Source organism: Nocardioides thalensis (genome assembly GCF_013410655.1).
Lineage (GTDB): Bacteria > Actinomycetota > Actinomycetes > Propionibacteriales > Nocardioidaceae > Nocardioides > Nocardioides thalensis.
The window spans coordinates 1321278-1340249 of the sequence record NZ_JACCFP010000001.1; the positions used below are offsets into that span (position 1 = coordinate 1321278).

The window sequence follows — 18972 nt, forward strand, 5'->3', positions numbered from 1 at the left end:
GGTACCCGGACTCGCGGGTCGCAGTCACCCGGGACGTGCGACGGCCCGCACCCCCTGGTCGGGGCGCGGGCCGTCAGCGGGTGACGCGGTGGGGATCAGCCCACGTGGACGCCGCCCTCGGGACCATCCGTCGCCAGCTCGGTGTGCTTGACGTTGAGGAAGATCCAGATGATCACCGAAGTGGCGAGCATCATGAACGAGCCCACCAGGAACGCATGGGTAGCGCCCTCGGTGAACGACACGTTGAACACGGCCTGCTGGACGAGCGAGGGGTCGGTCGCCGCCTGGGCGATCGGTCCGGCGGCGGTCTCGGAGGTGTCGTTGATGTAGTGCAGCGCCACGGTGCTCAGCGTGGCCAGACCGAGCGCGCCACCGACCTGCTGCATCGTGTTGAGGACACCGGAGCCGATGCCCGAGTCCTCCGCCTGCACGTGGTGCACGGCCGTCAGCGTGAGGGGCACGAACACCATGCCCATGCCGACCGCCATCAGGGCGACGAACGGGAACACGTCGGCCCAGTAGCTCGTGCTGACCGAGCCCTCGGTGACGGAGCGCAGAGCGCCGGCCGGGGAGTCGTCGATCGTGATCCGCGAGAACATGAACAGCGCGATCGCGGCGAGCAGGGTCCCGATGCCCGCCAGGTAGCGCGGGTCGATCCGACCGGCCAGGTTGGAGGCGACACCGGCACCGATGACGATCCCGAACGAGAACGGCAGGAACGCGAAGCCGGCCTCGAGCGGGCTGAAGCCCATCACCTGCTGGATGAACAGGCTCAGATAGAAGAACATCGCGAACATCGCAGCCGGCGCGATCATCATCGCGACGAAGCTCGTCGCCCGGGTCCGGTTGGCGAAGATCCGCATCGGCAGCAGCGGGTGGTCGACCCGCGACTCGATGAACACGAACACGACCAGCAGGACGGCGCCGACGACCAGCGAGGAGATGGTCTGCCAGTGGTCCCAGCCGTAGGCCTCCTCGCCGGCCCGCGAGAGGCCGAAGACGATGCCGAGCAGGCCCACGGTGCCGGTGATGGCGCCCGGGACGTCGAGCCAGCCGGTGTGCCGCTCGGACTCCTTGAGCACGCGCGGCGCGGCCGCGGCCGCGAGCAGGCCGATCGGGACGTTGATGAGGAACGTCAGCCGCCATCCGTCGACGCCGAGGGGCGAGTCCATGCCGGTGAGCCAGCCGCCGAGGATCAGGCCGATCGCGGCGCCGATGCCGGACATCGTGGCGTAGGCCGCCATCGCGCGGTTGCGCTCCGGGCCCGCCGGGAACGTCGTGGTGATGAGGGCGAGCGCCGCGGGAGCGGCGAGCGCGGCACCGAGGCCCTGGAGGCCACGGGCCCCGAGCAGCAGTGCCTCGTTCTGGGCGAGGCCACCCAGGAGGGAGGCCACGGCGAACACCGTGAGACCGGTCATGAACAGGAGACGGCGGCCGTAGAGGTCGCCGAGACGGCCACCGAGCAGCAGGAGACCACCGAACGCCAGCGCGTAGCCGGTCACGATCCAGGTCAGGTTGGCCTGGGAGATGTTGAGGTCGGCGCCGATGTAGGGGAGCGCGATGTTGGCGATGGTGGCGTCGAGCACCACCATCAGCTGCGCGACGAGGATGAGCACCAGGGCAAGGCCTGGGTGCTGCACCTTCTCGACGGGCGGCTCGACGACGGACGCGGTCACGTCCGCAGGGTCGAGCGATTCGACGTTGGTCATGAGAATCCTTCGTGGGTGTGAGGGAGGGGAGTGGTGCTCAGCCGCGGGTGGCGGCAGGGAGGATCACCTGGTCGATGACCTTGGTGATGGACTCCTCGGTGGGGTGCTCGCCGAGGAAGAACAGGCGGTGCAGGACGATCGCCGGCAGACAGGGCCCGAGCAGGTCGAGATCGGTGTCCTCGGCGATCTCACCCCGCTCGACGGCCTTCGCGAAGATCGCGTCGTTGATCGCGACCTTCGGCCCGATGAAGTCACGGCGCCAGGCCGCGGCGAACTCCGGGTCACGGCTGACGGCGGTCATCACGCTGCCGAGCACCGCCATCTGGTGCTCGTCGGTCATGCCGCCCATGCCGCAGTAGCTGGCGATCAGGTCACCCCGCAGGGAGCCCGTGTCGGGGACGGTGCTGGGTTCCTTCTGGGACATCAGCGCGTCGATGACGAGGCTCGCCTTGTCGCTCCAACGCCGGTAGAGCGTCGCCTTCGACGCCTTGGCCCGCGCGGCGACGGCGTCCATCGTGAGCCGGTCGTAGCCGAACTCCGCCAGGACGTCGAGCGTCGCGTCGAGGATCTCCTGCTCCCGCTCGCCCTCGACGCGGGGTCGCAGGTGCGACGCGGCGGCGGTCAGGGCCTTCTTCGGGGACATGGCGAGACACCTCGATCGATAGAACGGTACGGTTTCGTTTCAAGAGAGAGTACGGAACTGTTTCGTTTCGTGCAAGTCCTTTCCGGCGCCCGTTCGCAGATAGGACACCGCCGCGCCGGGGGATGTGACAGACCCTGCCGGTCGGCACCGACAGCGGGCCGGGTCGGGCGCGCCGATGTCGGCGGAAGACGGCAAGATGGCCCTCATGAGCGACCCGGTGACGACCGCGACCAGCGAGGCCCGCGAGGAGCACCGGCTCCTGGCCGAGGAGATCGAGGACGCGCGCTGGCGCTACTTCGTGCTCGACGCGCCGACCCTCTCCGACGCCGAGTACGACGCGAGGTGGCGGCGCATCAACGAGCTGGAGGAGCAGTTCCCCGAGCTCCAGACGCCCGACAGCCCCACGCAGAAGGTCGGGGGCACCTTCTCCACCGAGTTCACCGCGGTCGACCACCTCCAGCGCATGGAGAGCCTCGACAACGCGTTCTCGTTCGAGGAGCTCGACTCGTGGTACGCACGGCTCGCCCGTGACGGCGTCAGCGAGCCTGCGCTGCTGTGCGAGCTCAAGGTCGACGGCCTGGCGATCAACCTGCTCTACGAGGGCGGCCGGCTGGTCCGCGCGCTCACCCGCGGCGACGGGCGCACGGGAGAGGACGTCACGCCCAACGTCAAGACGATCGGCGTCATCCCCCACCGGCTGACGCCCTCCGACGAGTTCCCTGTCCCGGACCTGGTCGAGGTGCGCGGCGAGGTGTTCCTCTCGATCGAGGCCTTCGACAAGCTCAACGCCTCGCTGGTCGAGGCCGGCAAGCCGATGTTCGCCAACCCCCGCAACTCCGCAGCCGGTTCGCTGCGGCAGAAGGACCCGCGGGTGACTGCCAGCCGCGACCTCGGCATGGTGTGCCACGGCATCGGCGCGCGCGAGGGATTCGAGCCGGTCGCCCAGTCACACGCCTACGACGCGCTGCGCGCGTGGGGCCTGCCGACCAGCGACCGCGTCCGGGTGCTGCCCACGCTCGACGAGGTCAAGGAGTTCGTCGGTCACTACGGCGAGCACCGGCACGACGTCACCGAGCACGAGATCGACGGCGTCGTGATCAAGGTCGACGACATCGCGCTCCAGCGTCGTCTCGGCTCCACCAGCCGGGCGCCGCGCTGGGCGATCGCCTACAAGTACCCGCCCGAGGAGGTCAACACCAAGCTCCTCGAGATCCGCGTCAACGTCGGTCGCACCGGGCGGGTCACGCCGTACGGCGTCATGGAGCCCACCAAGGTGGCCGGCTCGACCGTCGAGCGGGCCACGCTCCACAACGCCTACGAGGTGAGGCGCAAGGACGTCCGGCCCGGTGACACCGTGATCCTGCGCAAGGCCGGCGACGTGATCCCCGAGATCCTCGGGCCGGTGCTGCCGCTGCGCCCCGAGGGCCTGCCCGAGTGGGAGATGCCGACTGAGTGTCCCTCCTGCGGCACCACGCTCGCCGAGCAGAAGGAGGGCGACAAGGACCTCCGGTGCCCCAACCACCGCAGCTGCCGCGCTCAGGTGCTCGAGCGGGTCTACCACGTCGCCAGCCGGGGTGCCTTCGACATCGAGGGCCTCGGGTCGGAGGCGGCCTACGCCCTCGTCGAGGCCGGAGTCGTCGTCAACGAGGGCGACGTCTTCGACCTCACCGCGGAGAGCCTGCTGCGGGCGCCGCTCTTCACCCGTGCGCCGAAGAAGAACGAGGAGGGGCCGCAGCTCACCGCCAACGCCGTCGGGCTCCTCGGCAACCTCGAGACCCGCAAGCAGGTCCCGCTGTGGCGGGTGCTGGTGGCGCTCTCCATCCGGCACGTAGGCCCCACGGCTGCCCGCGCGCTGGCGACGGAGTTCGGGTCCATGGACGCGATCCGCGCCGCCAGCGAGGAGCAGCTGGCCGCCGCCGAGGGCGTGGGTCCGACGATCGCTGAGGCCGTCATCGAGTGGTTCAAGGTCGACTGGCACAACGAGATCGTCGACAAGTGGCAGGCCGCCGGTGTCGCCATGGCCGACGAGCGCGACGAGTCCGTGCCGCGCACCCTCGAGGGCCTGACCGTGGTTGTCACCGGCTCTCTCGAGGGCTTCAGCCGCGACTCGGCCAAGGAGGCGATCCTCGCCCGCGGCGGGAAGGCCGCCGGTTCGGTGTCGAAGAAGACCGACTACGTCGTCGTCGGTGACAACGCGGGCTCGAAGGCCGACAAGGCCGAGCAGCTCGGCGTGCCGGTGCTCGACGAGGCCGGCTTCGTGAAGCTGCTCGAGGGTGGCGCCGACGCGCTCTGACGCATCAGTGGTACCAGTTGACGTCCTTCATCCGCAGCCAGCCGTTGTCGAGGCGGATGACCTTCCACTCCGCGCCGCCGGCGAAGCAGTAGCGCAGGTGCGGCTTCTGCGGCTCGCCGCCGAAGTCGGGCCGCTTGTAGCAGCTGTCCAGCTCGATCTCGCCGAACTTCCTGACCTGGCTCATCGGGATGTTGCGCGTGTTGGTGCTGCGGCGCACCCACGCCCACTCGCCGTCCGCCACGTGGGCGAACCACTTGTTCGCGAAGTGGTGGGCGCGCCGGGTGAGGTTCGAGCCCTCCTCCTCGGCGACGGCGGGGGCGCTCGTGAGGGTCAGGCACATCAGCGCGCCGGCGAGGACGGCAAGCAGTCGGGACATCGTTCCACCTAGTTCTCGGTTGGGGTTCACGCATCAGGGACGCGCGGCGACGCCCGGAGGTTGCTTCCGCCGCTGGAACCCGGGTGCAGACTGGGTGCGTGCTGCGGATGATTCCGGCCGTCGTGCTCGGGCTGGTGCTGACGGCGTGCACGACCGCCACAGAGGACCCGGACGCCGTACCGACGCCGTCCGACGGCTCCGCCGCGCCGCCGGCCTCGCCGGAGCCGAGCAGCCCGGCCGAGGAGTCGCCGACCTCCGCACCGAGCGAGCGGCCGCACCCGGTCAGCATCCCCGCGCTGATGGAGCAGCGGTACGACGGCCGCGGCCTGCGGCTCGGACCCGTCGTCCTCGAGACGGCCGACCAGACCCAGTACGAGGTCACCTACCGCGGCGACGGTCTCACCATCTCCGGTCGGCTCGCGGTGCCGAAGGGCGACGGCCCGTTCCCGGCGATCGTGCTCGCCCACGGCTACATCGACCCCGACTACTACGTGAACGGCCAGGGGATGACCCGCGAGCGCGAGTGGTTCGCGAGCCAGGGCTACGTCGCGCTCCACGTCGACTACCGCAACCACGCAGGGTCGTCCGACACCCGGCTCGGCGAGCTCGACCTCCGGATGGGCTACACCGAGGACGTGATCAACGCCGTCCGCGCGCTGCGCAGGTGGGACGGCCCGGTCGACGACGAGCGCGTCGCGGTCGGCGGCCGTTCGATGGGAGGCGGCGTCGTCTACAACGTGCTCACCGCGCAGCCGGGGCTCGTCGACGCCGGGGTGGTTTGGGCGCCGGTCAGCTCCGACGCCGTCGACAACTACGAGCGGTGGATCGCTCCCGACCCTTCCCGGCAGGGGATCGCCGACGAGATCGTGCGGAGGTACGGCGCGCCGCGCGCCAACCCGGAGTTCTGGGAGGGCATCAGCGCGCGGACCTACTTCGACGAGATCACCGAGCCGGTGCTGATCCACCACGGGACGTCCGACGACTCCTGCCCGATCCGCTGGAGCCACGAGACGACGCGGCTGATGGAACGGGCAGGAGTCGACGTGACGTTCGAGGTCTACGAGGGCGAGGAGCACGCCTTCGGTCCGCAGTTCTTCGCCTCCATGGAGCGGACCGGGCGGTTCCTGCGGCAGCACCTGCGCTGAGGCGCTGCCGCAGGGTCCTCAGGACTCGTAGGAGCGGCCGCCCAGCCGGACCTCGGGCGGCTGCGGCCCGCTCGGCTCGTCGCAGACCGAACCTGGCTTGCCCACCACGGACCGACAGGTCGTGCCCATGGGGATCTCGCCGACGCCCTCGGGGAGGTCGACCTCGGTCTCCGTGCAGCTGCCGGTCGCCGTGTCGCACGTCGTGACGAGATCGTCCTCGACCTTGAACAGGTCACTGTCCGGCGTCCAGCCGAAGTCGAAGGCCATGCCATCGATGGTCACCGAGCTGCCCGTCGCGATGTCGTAGACGACGTAGCCGGGCTGCTCGCCGTCCATCTCCGCCTCCTCGTCGACGAGGCCGGCGTAGCGGCCGTCGGGGGACACCTCGAAGTAGCCGCCACCGGCCGGGCCCCTGAGGACCACCTCGCCCGTCCGGCCGTCGCGGACGACCGGCACGTCGTCCTCGTGGTCGCCCAGGTAGCCGCCGTGGGCCTCCCACACCGAGCTGAGGACCTCGGACGCCGAGACGTCACCGGTCCGCCAGTCAACGACCTTCACCGCGCCCTCGTAGCCGTTCATCACGAAGATCGTGTCGCCGTCGAGCGAGACGGGGAACCAGCCCTCGGACGTGGGACCCACGTCGACCCGCGCCGCCTCGCGGTCCGCGGCGACGTCGTAGAGGACCACCTCGAGGGTGCCGTCGACGTTCTCGCCGTAGGCGACGTAGGGCTGGTCGGAGTCGGTCGCGTGCACCGTGTCCTCGGTGACCAGGTCGAGCCTCGTCACCCTCCCGTCCTCCTGGACCAGGGAGAACCGCTGGGGGCCGCCGCCGTCGCTGGCGGAGTTGTCACCGTGGCGGACCACGACGCCCGCGGACGTGTAGAAGATCGACTTCACGGCCTTGTCGTCGATCTCGGCCGTGTCGAGCGCGTCGCCGTAGTAGAGCGTGGTGCCGACCGTGAACACCGGCCCCACCATCGGCTCGGGCATGCCGGCCGTGTCGAGATCGGTGTCCGAGCCCCCTCCGAGGCCGAGCACGGCGGCGCCGCCGACCACGGCGGCGGCCGCCACAGCGGCAGCGCCCGCGACGACGCGTCGGCGGCGCCGTACGCCCTTGCCGCGGGAGAGCACGTCGCCGGTGGGGGGCGCGGGGACGTCGAGGCCCTCGGCCTCACGGGTGAGCAGCTCGCGGAGGTCAGGCATTGGTCGCTCCGATCGGGAGGGCGGACAGCTCCGGGTCGCCCAGCAGGGCGCGGAGGCGGTCGATCGCGGCCGAGGTCTGGCTCTTCACCGTGCCGTCGGTGATCCCGAGGGCGGTGGCGACCTGGGCCACGCTGAGGTCTTCGTAGTAGCGGAGGACGATCACGGCACGCTGCCGGGGCGGCAGCTGCGCGAGCGCGTCCATCAGGGTCGGGCGGTCGGCCGGATCGGCCGCGCCCGGGGCGTGCGCGGTGTCGGGAAGCGTCTCGGTGGGCAGCTCGTTGCGCCAGGACTTCTTCCGGAACCACGAGCTGGCCGTGTTGACCATCGTGGTGCGGGCGTAGCCCGGTGCGGCCTCGAGGCTGCGCACCTTCCGCCAGTTGGCGTAGGTCTTCGCGAGCGCCGTCTGGACGAGGTCCTCTGCATCGGCGGCGTCGCCCAGCATGAGGTACGCCGTTCGGTAGAGGCCTGCCCAGCAGGCGTGCACCAGCTCGGCGAAGTCCTCGTCGGTGGGTGGTCGTGTCATCCGTCCGTCCCTTCCTCGGTCACCCTGTCAGATGCCGTGGGGGTGCGGTCCGGTTGGGAACAGGATCCAGCGGTTGCCGCGGTCGGTCAGACCCGGATCGCCTCGACCCGCGTGGGCTCGTAGCGCACCGCGCGGTCGCGGCCCGCGGCCTTGGCCTGGTAGAGCGCGACGTCGGCCCGGATGATCGTGTCCCTCACGCCGATGCCGCGGTCGATCTGGGCGATGCCGAAGCTGATCGTGGTCCGCGGGCCGTCGTCGATGCCGGCGCGGAAGCGGCGGCTGATCGCACCGGCGACCAGCTCAGCGCGGGAGCCGTCGGCCAGCAGCAGGGCGAACTCGTCACCGCCGAGCCGGCCGACCACCCCGTGGTCGCCGACGACCTCGCGGCAGGCGGTGCCGAAGATCGTGAGCGCGTGGTCGCCGACGGCGTGACCGAAGTCGTCGTTGAGCGACTTGAAGCCGTCGAGGTCGGCGACCATCACGGCGCCCTCGGTGCCGCCGTCGGGCCGAGCGCGGAAGGCGAGCTCGGCGTGCTCGAGGAAGGTCGCGCGGTTGAGCAGCCCGGTGAGGCCGTCGTGCGTCGCGCGGACGCGCAGCTCGCTGGTCTGCTGCTCGTGGCCGAGCAGCGCCATGCTGAAGGTCACCACGACCAGCATCATCATCGTGAGCAGGGTCGTGACCTGGGAGCCGAACGCGTAGGCGAACGCGGGGTGCTCCGGACCCACCGCGACCAGCATCGCCCCGCGGAGCACGTAGAACGCGGCGGTGACGGAGGAGATCGCGAAGAGGGAGGCGACGGCCACGCTCCGCTGGCTTCCGCTCGCCCCCTCGGGGGTGGCTCCCCGGCGCACCAGCCAGAGCTCGCGCGCCGCCAGGGCGAAGCCCAGCGCCATCCCGGAGAGGAAGAACGGGCCGCCGGTCCAGACGTCGTTCGCCGGGTCGTCGAGCAGCGACGCGACGAGCACGACCGCTGGCGCGGCGACCATCGCGCGACGCGGCACCTCGAGCGAGCGGAGAGACCGCGCCGCGGCCCAGACACCGGTCGCGCCGAAGACCGCACAGGCGTTGCCGAGGGGGTTGGCGACCACCTGCACGGGGGTGCCGTTGAGCAGGAAGAGCACCGCGCTGGTGAGGAAGACGGCGAGCGAGACGCACCACCAGCCGCTGTAGGCGGACCGGGTCGGGCGGTAGGTCGCGACGAAGAACAGGACGAGGACGCACAGGGCGACCACGCCGAACGCGATCCGCAGGGTGAGGGTGTCCATCGCTGTCTCCTTCCTCCTCACCACCGTCATCGGCCGCGGGCGGCCCGACCTGACCGGTCGAGGCGTTCGCTCAGGCAGGAGCAGGGGTGGAGAGCGCGCCGGTGCGCTGCCGGTCGAGAGGCGACGGGCGCCGGTCGAGACGCGCGTCGAGCACCGCCCTGGCCTCGGCGGCCCGGCCCGCGTTGAGCAGGCACAGCAGGAGCGTCTCCTCCACCACCTCCCGCTGGGCGAGCGACCCGCCGACCGTGACCAGGTGCGGTAGCAGGGCGGAGATCCCCTGTGCCGCCTCGTCCCACCGGCGGTCGCCTGCCTGGAGCAGGGCGTCGCAGAACGGCGCGACGACCGTGCGGGTCGGCGACTGCCGCGCCCGCCGGCACCGCGCTGCGAGGGCGGCGAGACGGCGGTGGTCGCCGCTGGCGGCGTGGGCGAGGGCGGCGTGGAGGGCGGTGAAGGGCGTGCCGGGCCGGTCGAGCAGGTCGTCCCCGATCGCCTCGAGCACGGGGTCGATCGGCGGCACGGGCACCTCCGTGTCGTCCCAGGCGGTGGTCGTGACCTGCCAGCGCCACAGCAGGGAAGCGGTGTCGACGAGCGCGCGCACGCCGGTGACGGCCGGGGGCGCGAGCTGCGAGTAGTAGCGGCGACGCACGGCCTCGGTGTCGCCGAGGGCCAGCTCGTGCAACGCGGCGTGCCACGAGAAGTGGGCGCGATGGCTGGCCGACCGCCCGCTGCCGGCGACCCAGTGGTCCAGCCACTCCTGGCCGGTCGCGTGCTGACCCGTCTCGTAGAGCACGTGGGTCTGGGCGTGGACGGCGTGCCCCGAGGCGGGCTCGCACGACAGCGCGCTCTCGGCGAGCAGTCCCGCCTCGTCGAACCGGCCCTGGTCCTGCCGCGTGAACGCGAGCAGCGAGATGTACCACCAGTGGTCGCCGTACGCCGGCGCCAGGCCCTCGACGACCTCCCACGCCTCCCGCTGGACGTCGATGATGCCGGAGAACGCGATCGTCGGGACCGCTGCGGAGACGGCCAGCACGTCCCGAGGGTGCTCCCCGATGTGGCGGCGGAGGGCGCGCGCCCCCGACCCGCGCGGGTCCCGCACGCGGCGGCCCACCACGTCGACCAGGCTTCGCTCGCGGTCGTCGCCCCGCTTGCGGATCGCCTTGCGGGCCGCGGCGAGGGACGCCTGTACGTCGGCCGCGGCCCCCGCCTCGTGGCCGAGCATCGCCAGCGCGGCGTGCGCCAGCGCGAAGCCCGGGTCGAGCTCGGCGGCCTGGCGGATCAGGTCCTCGCCGCCGGACTTGAGCAGCATCACCCGCTCCAGGCCGGCGTTGTAGGCGGCCGCGGCCTCGGCGGTGGTCGACAGCGGCAGGCCGAGCGGGTCACGCGGCCGGGCGATCGGGTGCGTGCCCGGCACCAAGCGCCCGTCCTCGAGGCGGCGGGGGAGCGGGGCGACGGCGTCCAGGACGTCGGTGGCGAGCGCGAGCGCCTGGCTGCGGATCTCCGGCACGGCCGTGGACTCCCACAGCTCGCCGCGGCGCAGGGCGCCGAGGGTCCACAGCGGCGCCGCAGCGCTGCCGTGCTCGTCGACCAACCGGCCGTTCGCCGTACAGACGCCCATGCCGGCGGTCGCCGGGACGGCGAGGGCACCCTCGTCGCGCGGCCGGAGGAGGTCGTCGAGGAAGCGGTTGCCGAGGGTGCGCACGTCGAGACGGGGGCCGGTGCAGTTGACGACCCACCCGACGTCCAGCGTCCGCTCGGCGCCGCCGTCGCCGACCGTCACGCGGAGGCCGCCCTCCGGGAGCGGCCGCGCCGAGCGCACCTGCCCGGTGCCGAGCGCGAGTCGGCCGCTCCCGCGCAGCCCCTCGACGACGGCGGCCGAGGACGGCGCCATCCGGTGGCGGAGCACGTTCCAGCCACCGGCGTCCTCGGCCAGGAACGTGTCCCGGTCGGCCTCGTCGAGCCTGTCCCACAGCGTGGCGACCTGGAACCGGAGCCCGTCCACGGCGGGTCGCCAGTCGCCGGTCGTGCGCCGGACGCCCGCGACGTGCTCGGCGGCGTGCGCGCGGATCTCGGCCAGCGTGGTGCCCCACTCCGCGACGTCGGGGATCGCGACCGGCCGCAGCGCCGGAGCGTGGGCGTGCGGGAGCCGGCCGCTCCGGGAGACCGCGTGCAGCACCCGGTCGGCGCGGTCGTCCGCCGTGAGGGTGAGCACGACGTCGACCATCGTCAGCCCGGCTCCGACGAGCAGGACGCCGGGAGGCGCGACGCGGTCGCGCCGTACGACGTCGAGCGCGCCGGGCGCCCACGGGTCGGGGACGTAGAAGGCGGAGTCGCGCAGGCTCGGCGGCGCCCAGTGGTGGCCCGCGCTCGGCAGCCCGGTGGCGACGACGACCGCGTCGGCCGTGATCTCCTCGCCGGCGGCCGTCGTCACGGCTGCCCCGCGCTCGTCGCGCCGTACGGCGACCGCACGCGTGCGTCGATGGTCGACAGCGACCTCGCCCTCGGCCTGTCGCAGGGCCTCGACGAGCGTGTCGTCGAGGTAGCACGCCCAGTCGCGGCGGGGCACGAAGCTGTAGCCGTCGGCGGTGAGCCCGCGCCGCTGGCGCCAGGAGAGGAAGTGGCTCGGGTCCTGCGGGAGCGCGCTCATCCCCGAGGCCGGCACGTTGAGCAGGTGCTGGTCGTCCGTGGTGCCGAACGCGGTGCCGCGGGCCCAGCGGTCGGCGGGGTCGACGAGCACGACCTCGACCGGAGTCGACCGCCGGCTCGCCTCCCGGGTGAGGTGGAGCGCGGTCAGGGTGCCGGCAGCTCCGGCACCGACGATCAGGATCCGTGGTCGTCGGCCGGAACGGCTCATGCCGGGCTCTCCATCCTCGCTAGATCAGTATGTCGACTGGATTAGGCGACTATACAGCCTCGCGAAGCTGCCTCCGGGCATAGCCGCGCACGTCGGCGTCGGTGTCCTTGGTCGCGATCTCGAGCGCGTCGCGCACGTCCGGCCGGCTCGTCCAGCCCGCGAGCGCGATCACCGCCGCCTTGCGCACGTCGAGATGCGGGTCGGCGATCGCGGTGAGAAGGGCCGGGACGGCGATGTCCTCGGCACAGCCGCCGAGGCCGCGCGCCGCCCCGGTGCGGACCTGCCACGCCGGGTCGGCCAGCGCGTCGGCGCATCGTCGGTCGAGACCGGCGGCGCCGCGAGCGCCTGCCGCCGCCTCGAGAGCCGCCGCGCGGACGAGCAGCTCGTCGTCCGCGGCGAGGCGCACCAGCGCGTCCAGTCCCTCCGGATCGGCTGCTCCCAGCCGGCCGAGGCCGAGGGCGGCAGCGACCCGGACCTCGCGCTCGGGATCTCCGGCGGCGGCGGCCACCCCTGTGACGTCGTCGTGCGCGACCAGGCCACGCACTGCCTGCAGCCGCGGCCGGTGGTCGGGGTCGCCCAGGGCCTCGCGGAACAACGGGGCGTCGCCGAGCTCCAGGGCCCTCAGCGTATCGAGGACCACGGCCCGGACGAGGGCGTCGCCGCTCGTCCGGGCCGGCCCGAGCGCCTCGGCGAGCGCCGGCTCGGCGGGCAGCACCTCGACCAGCTCGCGCAGTGCGGTGGCCGCGGCGCGGCGTACGTCCTCGTCGTCGTCGACCAGGGCCTTCGCCAGCAGGAGGCCGGTGCCGGCGGGCACGACCTCGGTCACCGTCGTCACCGCGGTACGGCGGACCTCCGCCTCCGGGTCGGTCAGGAACGGCTCGAGCTCCGCCGCGGTGGGACCCGACTCGGCGAGCTCGAGGAGCTCGAGGATCCGCGGGGACCGCGGGGCCTCGGCGTCCGCGGCCGCACCCGACGGGCGCGCGGCGCGGGTCCGTTGCTGCGGCTCGACGACGGACAGCACGCCGACGTCCACGGGTGCCGGCACCTCGATGTCGGGCACCGGGATGAGGTAGTCGTTGACCGGACGCCGGACGAACTCCATGGCGCCGTCGGCGCGCCGCCGCACGTTGAGGTGGAAGAACCAGTTGGCGTCGTCGCGCTCGGGGAGGTCGGCCCGCTCGTGGTACAGCCCCCACCTACTCTCCTCACGGACCATCGACGCGCGGGCGGCGAGCTCGGCACAGTCGCGGATGAAGGAGACCTCCGCGCAGCGCATGAGCTCGTGCGGCGTGCGGGCGCCCATCTCGTCGAGGTCGTCGGCCATCCGGGCGAACGACTCGACCGCGATCTCCAGCTTCCGTGCCGTCTTGGGTGGCGCCACGTAGTCGTTGACGAAGCGTCGCAGCTTGTACTCCACCTGGGGCTGCGGCGGACCGTCCGGCCGTCGCAGGGGGGCGTAGATCAGCTCGTGCGCCGCCGTGATCTGGTCCTCCGGCAGGGTCTCCGGGAGCACGTGGTGCTCCGCTGCGTGCGTGCCGGCGAGCTCGCCGAACACGAACGCGCCGATCATGTAGTTGTGCGGCACGCACGCCAGGTCGCCGGCGGCGTACAGCCCGGGCACGGTGGTCTGCGCGTTCTCGTCCACCCACACCCCGGAGGAGGAGTGCCCGCCGCAGAGCCCGATCTCGGAGATGTGCATCTCCACGTCGTGAGTGCGGTAGTCGTGGCCGCGACCCTCGTGGAACGTGCCCCGTGTCGGGCGCTCGGTGTGGTGCAGGATCCCCTCGAGCTCGGTCAGGGTCTCGTCGGGGAGGTGGCTGAGCTTGAGGTAGATCGGGCCGCGCGCGGAGTCGATCTCCCGCTTGACCTCCGACATCATCTGTCCCGACCAGTAGTCGGAGTCGACGAACCGCTCGCCCTCGGAGTTGACCTGGTAGCCGCCGAACGGGTTGGCGACGTAGGCGCACGCCGGCCCGTTGTAGTCCTTGATCAGCGGGTTGATCTGGAAGCACTCGATGCCGCTGAGCTCGGCGCCGGCGTGGTAGGCCATCGCGTAGCCGTCGCCGGCGTTGGTCGGGTTCTCGTAGGTGCCGTAGAGATAGCCGCTCGCCGGCAGTCCCAGGCGGCCGCACGCGCCCGTGGCGAGCACGACCGACCCGGCGGCCACGGTGACGAACTCGCCGGAGCGGGTGTCGAAGCCGACCGCGCCGACCGCGCGGCCGCCGTCGGTCAGCACGCGCACGGGCATCACCCGGTTCTCGATCGTCACCTTGTCGCGGATGTGACGCTGGCGCAGCACCCGGTAGAGGACCTTCTTCACGTCCTTGCCCTCGGGCATCGGCAGCACGTACTTGCCGGACCGGTGGACCTGCCGGACGGCGTACTCGTTGTGCTCGTCCTTCTCGAACTTCACGCCGTACTTCTCCAGGCGCTTGACCATGTCGAAGCCGCGGCTGGCCGTCTGCCAGACCGTCTTCTGGTTCACGATGCCGTCGTTGGCGCGGGTGATCTCGGCGACGTAGTCCTCGGGCCTGGCCTTGCCGGGGATGACCGCGTTGTTGACGCCGTCCATCCCCATGGCGAGGGCGCCCGAGTGCCGCACGTGCGCCTTCTCCAGCAGTACGACGCTCGCGCCGGCCTCTGCGGCGGTGATCGCGGCCATCGTGCCGGCGGTGCCGCCGCCGACGACGAGCACGTCGCAGGTCAGCTCGCGGCGCTCGTGGACGGGCGGGATGGTCGTGGTGGTCATGCGACGGCCCTTCCTGCGTCGATGGGAGCGAGCGACCGGGTGGTCGACAGGTCGGCGAGCACCCGGGCACGGAACTCCGCGCCCGGGGGTGCGCCCGGGTCGCGGGGACGGCTCACCGGGTGCTCGCCGACGATCCCCTGCCGGCCGAGCACGACGATGCGGTCGGCCAGCAGCAGCGCCTCGTCGACGTCGTGCGTGACGAAGACGACCGTGCATCCCGAGGCGCGCCAGGCTTCGATGAGGAGCCGCTGCATCGAGGCCCGGGTCTGCGCGTCGAGCGCTCCGAACGGCTCGTCCATGCAGATCAGTCCGGGCTCGATGGCGAGCGCGCGCGCCAGCTGCACGCGCTGGCGCATCCCGCCGGAGAGCTGACCGGGCAGCCGGTCGGCGAAGCGGGTGAGGCCCACCCGGGCGAGCCACTCCTCGGCGCGACGTCGACGCTCGCGGCGGGGGACGCCCTGGACGGCGAGCGGCAGCTCGACGTTGCGACGGGCGGACCGCCAGGGGAGGAGGGCGTCGTCCTGGAACACCAGCGCGCGGTCGGCCGCCGGTCCCTCGACCGTCCGGCCGTCGGCGACGATCTCGCCGCGGATCGGGCGCACCAGGCCGGCGATCGCCCGCAGCAGCGTGGACTTGCCGCAGCCCGAGTGCCCGAGGACGACGAGGATCTCGCCGGGGGAGACGTCGAGGTCGAGGTGCTCGACGACCGGCTCGCCGGCGTAGCCCAGCGCGAGGTCCTCGGTGCGGACGGCGGACGGCTTGGTGGCCGGGGTCGGCTGGTTCACGAGGAGCTCCTTTGTTCCGAGGACAGCCAGCGGGTCAGTCGACGGCCGACGAGTTCGACGCAGCCGGACGTGATCCAGCCGATGGCGCCGATCGACAACATGCCGACCAGGACGTTGGGGTAGTCGACGATCGTGTAGGCCTGCCAGGTGCGGTAGCCGAGGCCGAAGTCGCCGGAGATCATCTCGGCCGAGATCACGCAGATCCACGCGACGCCCATGCCGACCGAGAGGCCTCCGAAGATGCCCGGCACGATGCCCGGGAGCACGACCGAGGTGAGCAGGTGCCGCCGGTCCGCGCCCATCGTCAGCAGCGCGTCCTCCCACACGGTCGGCAGCGCCCGTACGGCGTGCCGCGTGCTCACGAGGATGGGGAAGAAGGCCGCGGTCGCGGTGATGAAGACGATGCCCTGCTCGTTGCTCGGGAACAGGAGGATGGCGACGGGCACCAGGGCGATCGCAGGGATCGGGCGGGCGATCTCCAGCAGCGGCTGGAGCAGGTCGGACGCCCACTGCGACCGGGCGAGCAGGATGCCCAGCCCTACGCCGAGGACCGAGGCGATCGCGAAGCCGGAGAGGATGCGGACCACGCTCTGGGCCAGGTCCTGGTAGTAGAGCGAGCTTCCGAGCTGCACCTGGAAGGCCTCGAACACCTCGACCGGGCCGGGCAGCCGGTTGAAGCGGAGCCACATCTCGACGTCGCGCGCCGTGAGCAGGTGCCAGAGCCCGACCGCCGTTGCGACGGAGGCGAGGCGCACGGCCCACCGCCGCGCCGTGACCGCACGAGGCGTCCGGCGACGACGAGGCGGCGCCGCGGGCACGAGCTGGCCGGTCTCCTCCGCGGGCTCGACCTCCGCGACCGCCACCTCCACCGCGGTCACCGGGCGTCCCCGAGGTCGCCGGCCTGCTCGAGCGCCTGGTCCCAGGTGAGCTCGCGGGTGCCACTGTGGTCGCCGGCGTAGTCGTCGGCAGACTCCCGGGTCGCGAACGGCAGGAGCTCGTCGCCGTCCCGGAGCCAGATCATCCGGTCGGCGAACCACCGGGTGCCGGTCAGGGCGTCGGGCACGTACGCCGCGCGAAGCTCGCCACCGTCGGCGAGCACGGCCTGCGCGTTGCGCAGCAGGCACACCGGGTCCGCGGTCGGTCGGGTGTCGTCCTCGCCCTCGACCCAGATCTCACCGGCGAGCGCCGGGTCCGTCACCTCGGTGCCGCAGACCTCGTCGGTGCCGGTGATCGCCGCCGGGTTGTCCCGGTCCGCCACCTCGGCGTCGTACGCGGCGCCGTACACCTCCTCGACCACGCTCGGGTCGACGAAAGCCTCGAGGTCGAGCGGGTCCTCGAGGACGCCGATCGACTCGAGGAACGGCAGGTCGTGCTCGAGCGCGGCGACCTGGTCGTCGTTGATGGTCGGGTCGAACGTCGAGACACCGTTGCGGCCGTTGTAGAGGTAGACCACCTCCACCGGGAGCCCGGTCTCCTCCGCGACGATCTCCGCCGCCTCGAGGGGGTGGTCGTGCAGGTAGTCGGTCGCCTCGACCTGCGCCTCGACGAACGCCTGGGCGATCGCCGGCTCCTCCGCGAGGAACTCGTTGCGGACCACGGTCCCGTGCAGGGTCGGCAGGTCGAGCCGGCCGCCGTCGTAGACCAGTCGGGCGTTGTCGCGGAAGGCGAGCAGGCCGGGCCACGCGACGAACTGGGAGACCGCGTCGACCGAGCCGCCCTGGAGCGAAGACGCGCCGACGGGCGGGTCCTGGTTCTCGACCGCGACGTCCTTCGTGGGGTGGATCCCGGCCGCCTCGAGCGCCTGGACGAGGGTGCCGTGCCCGGCGGACCCGACGCTCGCGGAGATCGACTTGCCCTCGAGGTCGGTGAGGTACTCGATCTCGGAGTCGGCTCCGACGACGACTCCGTTGAGCGCCCCGTGCGGGTTGTAGCCGGTGACGGCGATCATCGAGTCCCCGTCGTCCCCGGTGCCGGCCCGCGAGCCGTTGATCAGCAGCGGGTAGTCGCCCATCGAGCCGATGTCGATCTTGCCTGCGAGCATCTCGGCGGTGATCGGGGCGCCGGTGTCGTAGTCCTGCCAGTCGACCTCGAGGTCCGGGTCGATCTCCTCGAGCTTGTCCTCGAAGTAGCCGAGCTCCCGCAGCAGGGTCCCGGCGGTGACGGTGTTGATGGTCTTCGACTGGTAGCCGATCGTCACCACGTCATCGGCGTCGTCGGCGCCGGCCACCGAGCAGGCGCTGAGCCCGGGGGCGACGAGGCCGAGAGCCAGTGCGGCGAGGGCGGGTCGGTTGATTCTCATGGAGGCTCCTCAGCGCAGCAGGTAGGGGATGTTGACGGTGACGGCGCCGGTCGGGCACCGGTCCGCGCACGGGCCGCAGTACCAGCACTCGTCGACGTGCATGTAGGCCTTGTTGGTCTCGGGGTCGATCGCGAGCGCGTCGAGCGGGCAGACCTGGACGCACAGGTTGCAGCCCTCGATGCACAGGGACTGGTCGACGGACACCGGCACCTGGGCCCGGTGGTCGACGAGCGGGATCTGCTGGGTCCCGTCGGAGCACGTGGCCTTCTTGGTCGGGATGCTCATCACGCCTCCAGGGGGTCGCGTCGGGTGGTGCCCCGCAGCGTCAGTCGATCGCCGCGGAAGCGGATGAACTCGAAGTCGACGGGTCGGCCGTCCTCGAGGTGGGTCAGCCGCTCGACCATCAGCAGGGCCGCATGGCGCGGGGTGCCGAGCACCGCGGCGCTGTGGGCGTCCGCGCTGACCGCCTCGACCGTGAGATCGGCGTGGCCGAGCCGTTGGCCGGCGACCTCCTCGAGCAGGCCGAAGATGTCGCTGCCCGCCAGGTCGCGCTCCAGGAGCGCGCTGCCGAGGTCGGGGACCAGGTAGGTGAGGTCCAGGGACAGCGGTACGCCGTCGAGGTGGCGCAGCCGCTCGACGTAGACGACGTCGTCGTCCGGGCCGAGCCGGAGGTGGTCCCGCACGGCGGCCGGCGGCCGCGTCACGGTGAGCGTGCGCACCTCGTTGCGCACCGTGCCGAGGCCGTCGAAGACCTCGGCCAGGCCGAGCAGGCGGTCCAGCCCGTGGTGGTGCTTGCGGCTGACCACCGTGGTCCCGACGCCCGGGCAGCGGTCGACCAGGCCCTCGGCGCGCAACAGGTCGAGGGCCGCTCGAACCGTGTTGCGGGTCGTGCCGAACTCAGCGACTAGTGCGGGTTCGGCGGGGAGGGGGCCGTCGTCGTAGACGCCGGCGAGGACCTGGCGCCGCAGGACGTCGGCGACCTGTCGGGCGCGGTCGGCCCGGCGCCGCTGGTCCGCCACGAGCTCGGAGTGAGTCATGGCGGTAACCATAGTAAGTCACTAGAGTTAGCCGCCCCGCAAAACTAATGCGCCACCGGAAAACCTGGGAAATCGCTCCTGACCTGCGCAGACG

Annotated in this window: 15 protein-coding genes; 2 read left to right on the top strand and 13 right to left on the bottom strand. The window is 72.2% G+C overall.

Annotation, left to right across the window (positions count from 1 at the left end; genetic code table 11):
- Positions 1 to 95: 95 nt before the first annotated feature.
- Together HNR19_RS06570 and HNR19_RS06575 are read right to left on the bottom strand one after the other, a co-directional pair.
- Positions 96 to 1709, bottom strand: a complete 1614-nt coding sequence (locus HNR19_RS06570; RefSeq protein WP_179667167.1) for an MFS transporter — start codon at positions 1707 to 1709, stop codon at positions 96 to 98.
- Positions 1710 to 1746: 37 nt separating this feature from the next.
- Positions 1747 to 2352: a TetR/AcrR family transcriptional regulator gene (locus HNR19_RS06575; protein ID WP_179667168.1), complete on the bottom strand. Its 606-nt coding sequence runs from the start codon at positions 2350 to 2352 to the stop codon at positions 1747 to 1749.
- A 205-nt stretch (positions 2353 to 2557) separates the two neighbouring features.
- On the opposite strand from HNR19_RS06575, the gene ligA reads away from it, so the two are divergent.
- The gene (ligA, locus tag HNR19_RS06580; RefSeq protein WP_246303486.1) at positions 2558 to 4645 is read left to right on the top strand and encodes an NAD-dependent DNA ligase LigA; all 2088 of its coding nucleotides are present in this window, start codon (positions 2558 to 2560) and stop codon (positions 4643 to 4645) included.
- Positions 4646 to 4649: 4 nt separating this feature from the next.
- On the opposite strand, the gene HNR19_RS06585 is transcribed toward ligA, so the two are convergent.
- On the bottom strand, positions 4650 to 5021 hold the full coding sequence (locus tag HNR19_RS06585) for a hypothetical protein (RefSeq protein ID WP_179667170.1): 372 nt from the start codon (positions 5019 to 5021) through the stop codon (positions 4650 to 4652).
- A gap of 107 nt (positions 5022 to 5128) precedes the next feature.
- Between HNR19_RS06585 and HNR19_RS06590 the strand changes: the two genes are divergently transcribed.
- Positions 5129 to 6166, top strand: a complete 1038-nt coding sequence (locus HNR19_RS06590; RefSeq protein ID WP_246304170.1) for an alpha/beta hydrolase family protein — start codon at positions 5129 to 5131, stop codon at positions 6164 to 6166.
- Between the two features lie 18 nt (positions 6167 to 6184).
- Here the strand turns inward: HNR19_RS06590 and HNR19_RS06595 are convergent, their stop codons facing one another.
- From HNR19_RS06595 to HNR19_RS06640, 10 genes are all read right to left on the bottom strand, one after another.
- Positions 6185 to 7369: a YncE family protein gene (locus HNR19_RS06595; RefSeq protein WP_179667171.1), complete on the bottom strand. Its 1185-nt coding sequence runs from the start codon at positions 7367 to 7369 to the stop codon at positions 6185 to 6187.
- Positions 7362 to 7892, bottom strand: coding sequence for a SigE family RNA polymerase sigma factor (locus tag HNR19_RS06600; RefSeq protein WP_179667172.1), 531 nt, complete (start codon positions 7890 to 7892; stop codon positions 7362 to 7364). Before HNR19_RS06600 ends, HNR19_RS06595 begins: the two co-directional genes overlap by 8 nt.
- An 86-nt stretch (positions 7893 to 7978) precedes the next feature.
- Positions 7979 to 9157 carry a GGDEF domain-containing protein gene (locus HNR19_RS06605; protein WP_218910169.1) on the bottom strand — a complete coding sequence of 393 codons (1179 nt, stop codon included), beginning with the start codon at positions 9155 to 9157 and terminating at the stop codon, positions 7979 to 7981.
- A gap of 70 nt (positions 9158 to 9227) precedes the next feature.
- Positions 9228 to 12008, bottom strand: a complete 2781-nt coding sequence (locus tag HNR19_RS06610; protein ID WP_179667174.1) for an FAD/NAD(P)-binding protein — start codon at positions 12006 to 12008, stop codon at positions 9228 to 9230.
- 49 nt (positions 12009 to 12057) lie between these two features.
- Complete coding sequence (locus tag HNR19_RS06615) at positions 12058 to 14757, bottom strand: fumarate reductase/succinate dehydrogenase flavoprotein subunit (protein WP_179667175.1); 2700 nt, start codon at positions 14755 to 14757, stop codon at positions 12058 to 12060.
- The gene (locus tag HNR19_RS06620; RefSeq protein ID WP_179667176.1) at positions 14754 to 15542 is read right to left on the bottom strand and encodes an ATP-binding cassette domain-containing protein; all 789 of its coding nucleotides are present in this window, start codon (positions 15540 to 15542) and stop codon (positions 14754 to 14756) included. The genes HNR19_RS06615 and HNR19_RS06620 overlap by 4 nt, the downstream gene beginning before the upstream one ends.
- Positions 15539 to 16420: an ABC transporter permease subunit gene (locus HNR19_RS06625; RefSeq protein WP_218910170.1), complete on the bottom strand. Its 882-nt coding sequence runs from the start codon at positions 16418 to 16420 to the stop codon at positions 15539 to 15541. Before HNR19_RS06625 ends, HNR19_RS06620 begins: the two co-directional genes overlap by 4 nt.
- The gene (locus HNR19_RS06630; RefSeq protein ID WP_179667177.1) at positions 16417 to 17841 is read right to left on the bottom strand and encodes an ABC transporter substrate-binding protein; all 1425 of its coding nucleotides are present in this window, start codon (positions 17839 to 17841) and stop codon (positions 16417 to 16419) included. The genes HNR19_RS06625 and HNR19_RS06630 overlap by 4 nt, the downstream gene beginning before the upstream one ends.
- Positions 17842 to 17850: 9 nt before the next feature.
- Positions 17851 to 18126: a 4Fe-4S dicluster domain-containing protein gene (locus HNR19_RS06635; RefSeq protein WP_218910171.1), complete on the bottom strand. Its 276-nt coding sequence runs from the start codon at positions 18124 to 18126 to the stop codon at positions 17851 to 17853.
- A complete protein-coding gene (locus HNR19_RS06640) occupies positions 18126 to 18878 on the bottom strand; it encodes a GntR family transcriptional regulator (RefSeq protein ID WP_218910172.1) in 753 nt (250 codons plus the stop codon). The genes HNR19_RS06635 and HNR19_RS06640 overlap by 1 nt, the downstream gene beginning before the upstream one ends.
- Positions 18879 to 18972: the final 94 nt, after the last annotated feature.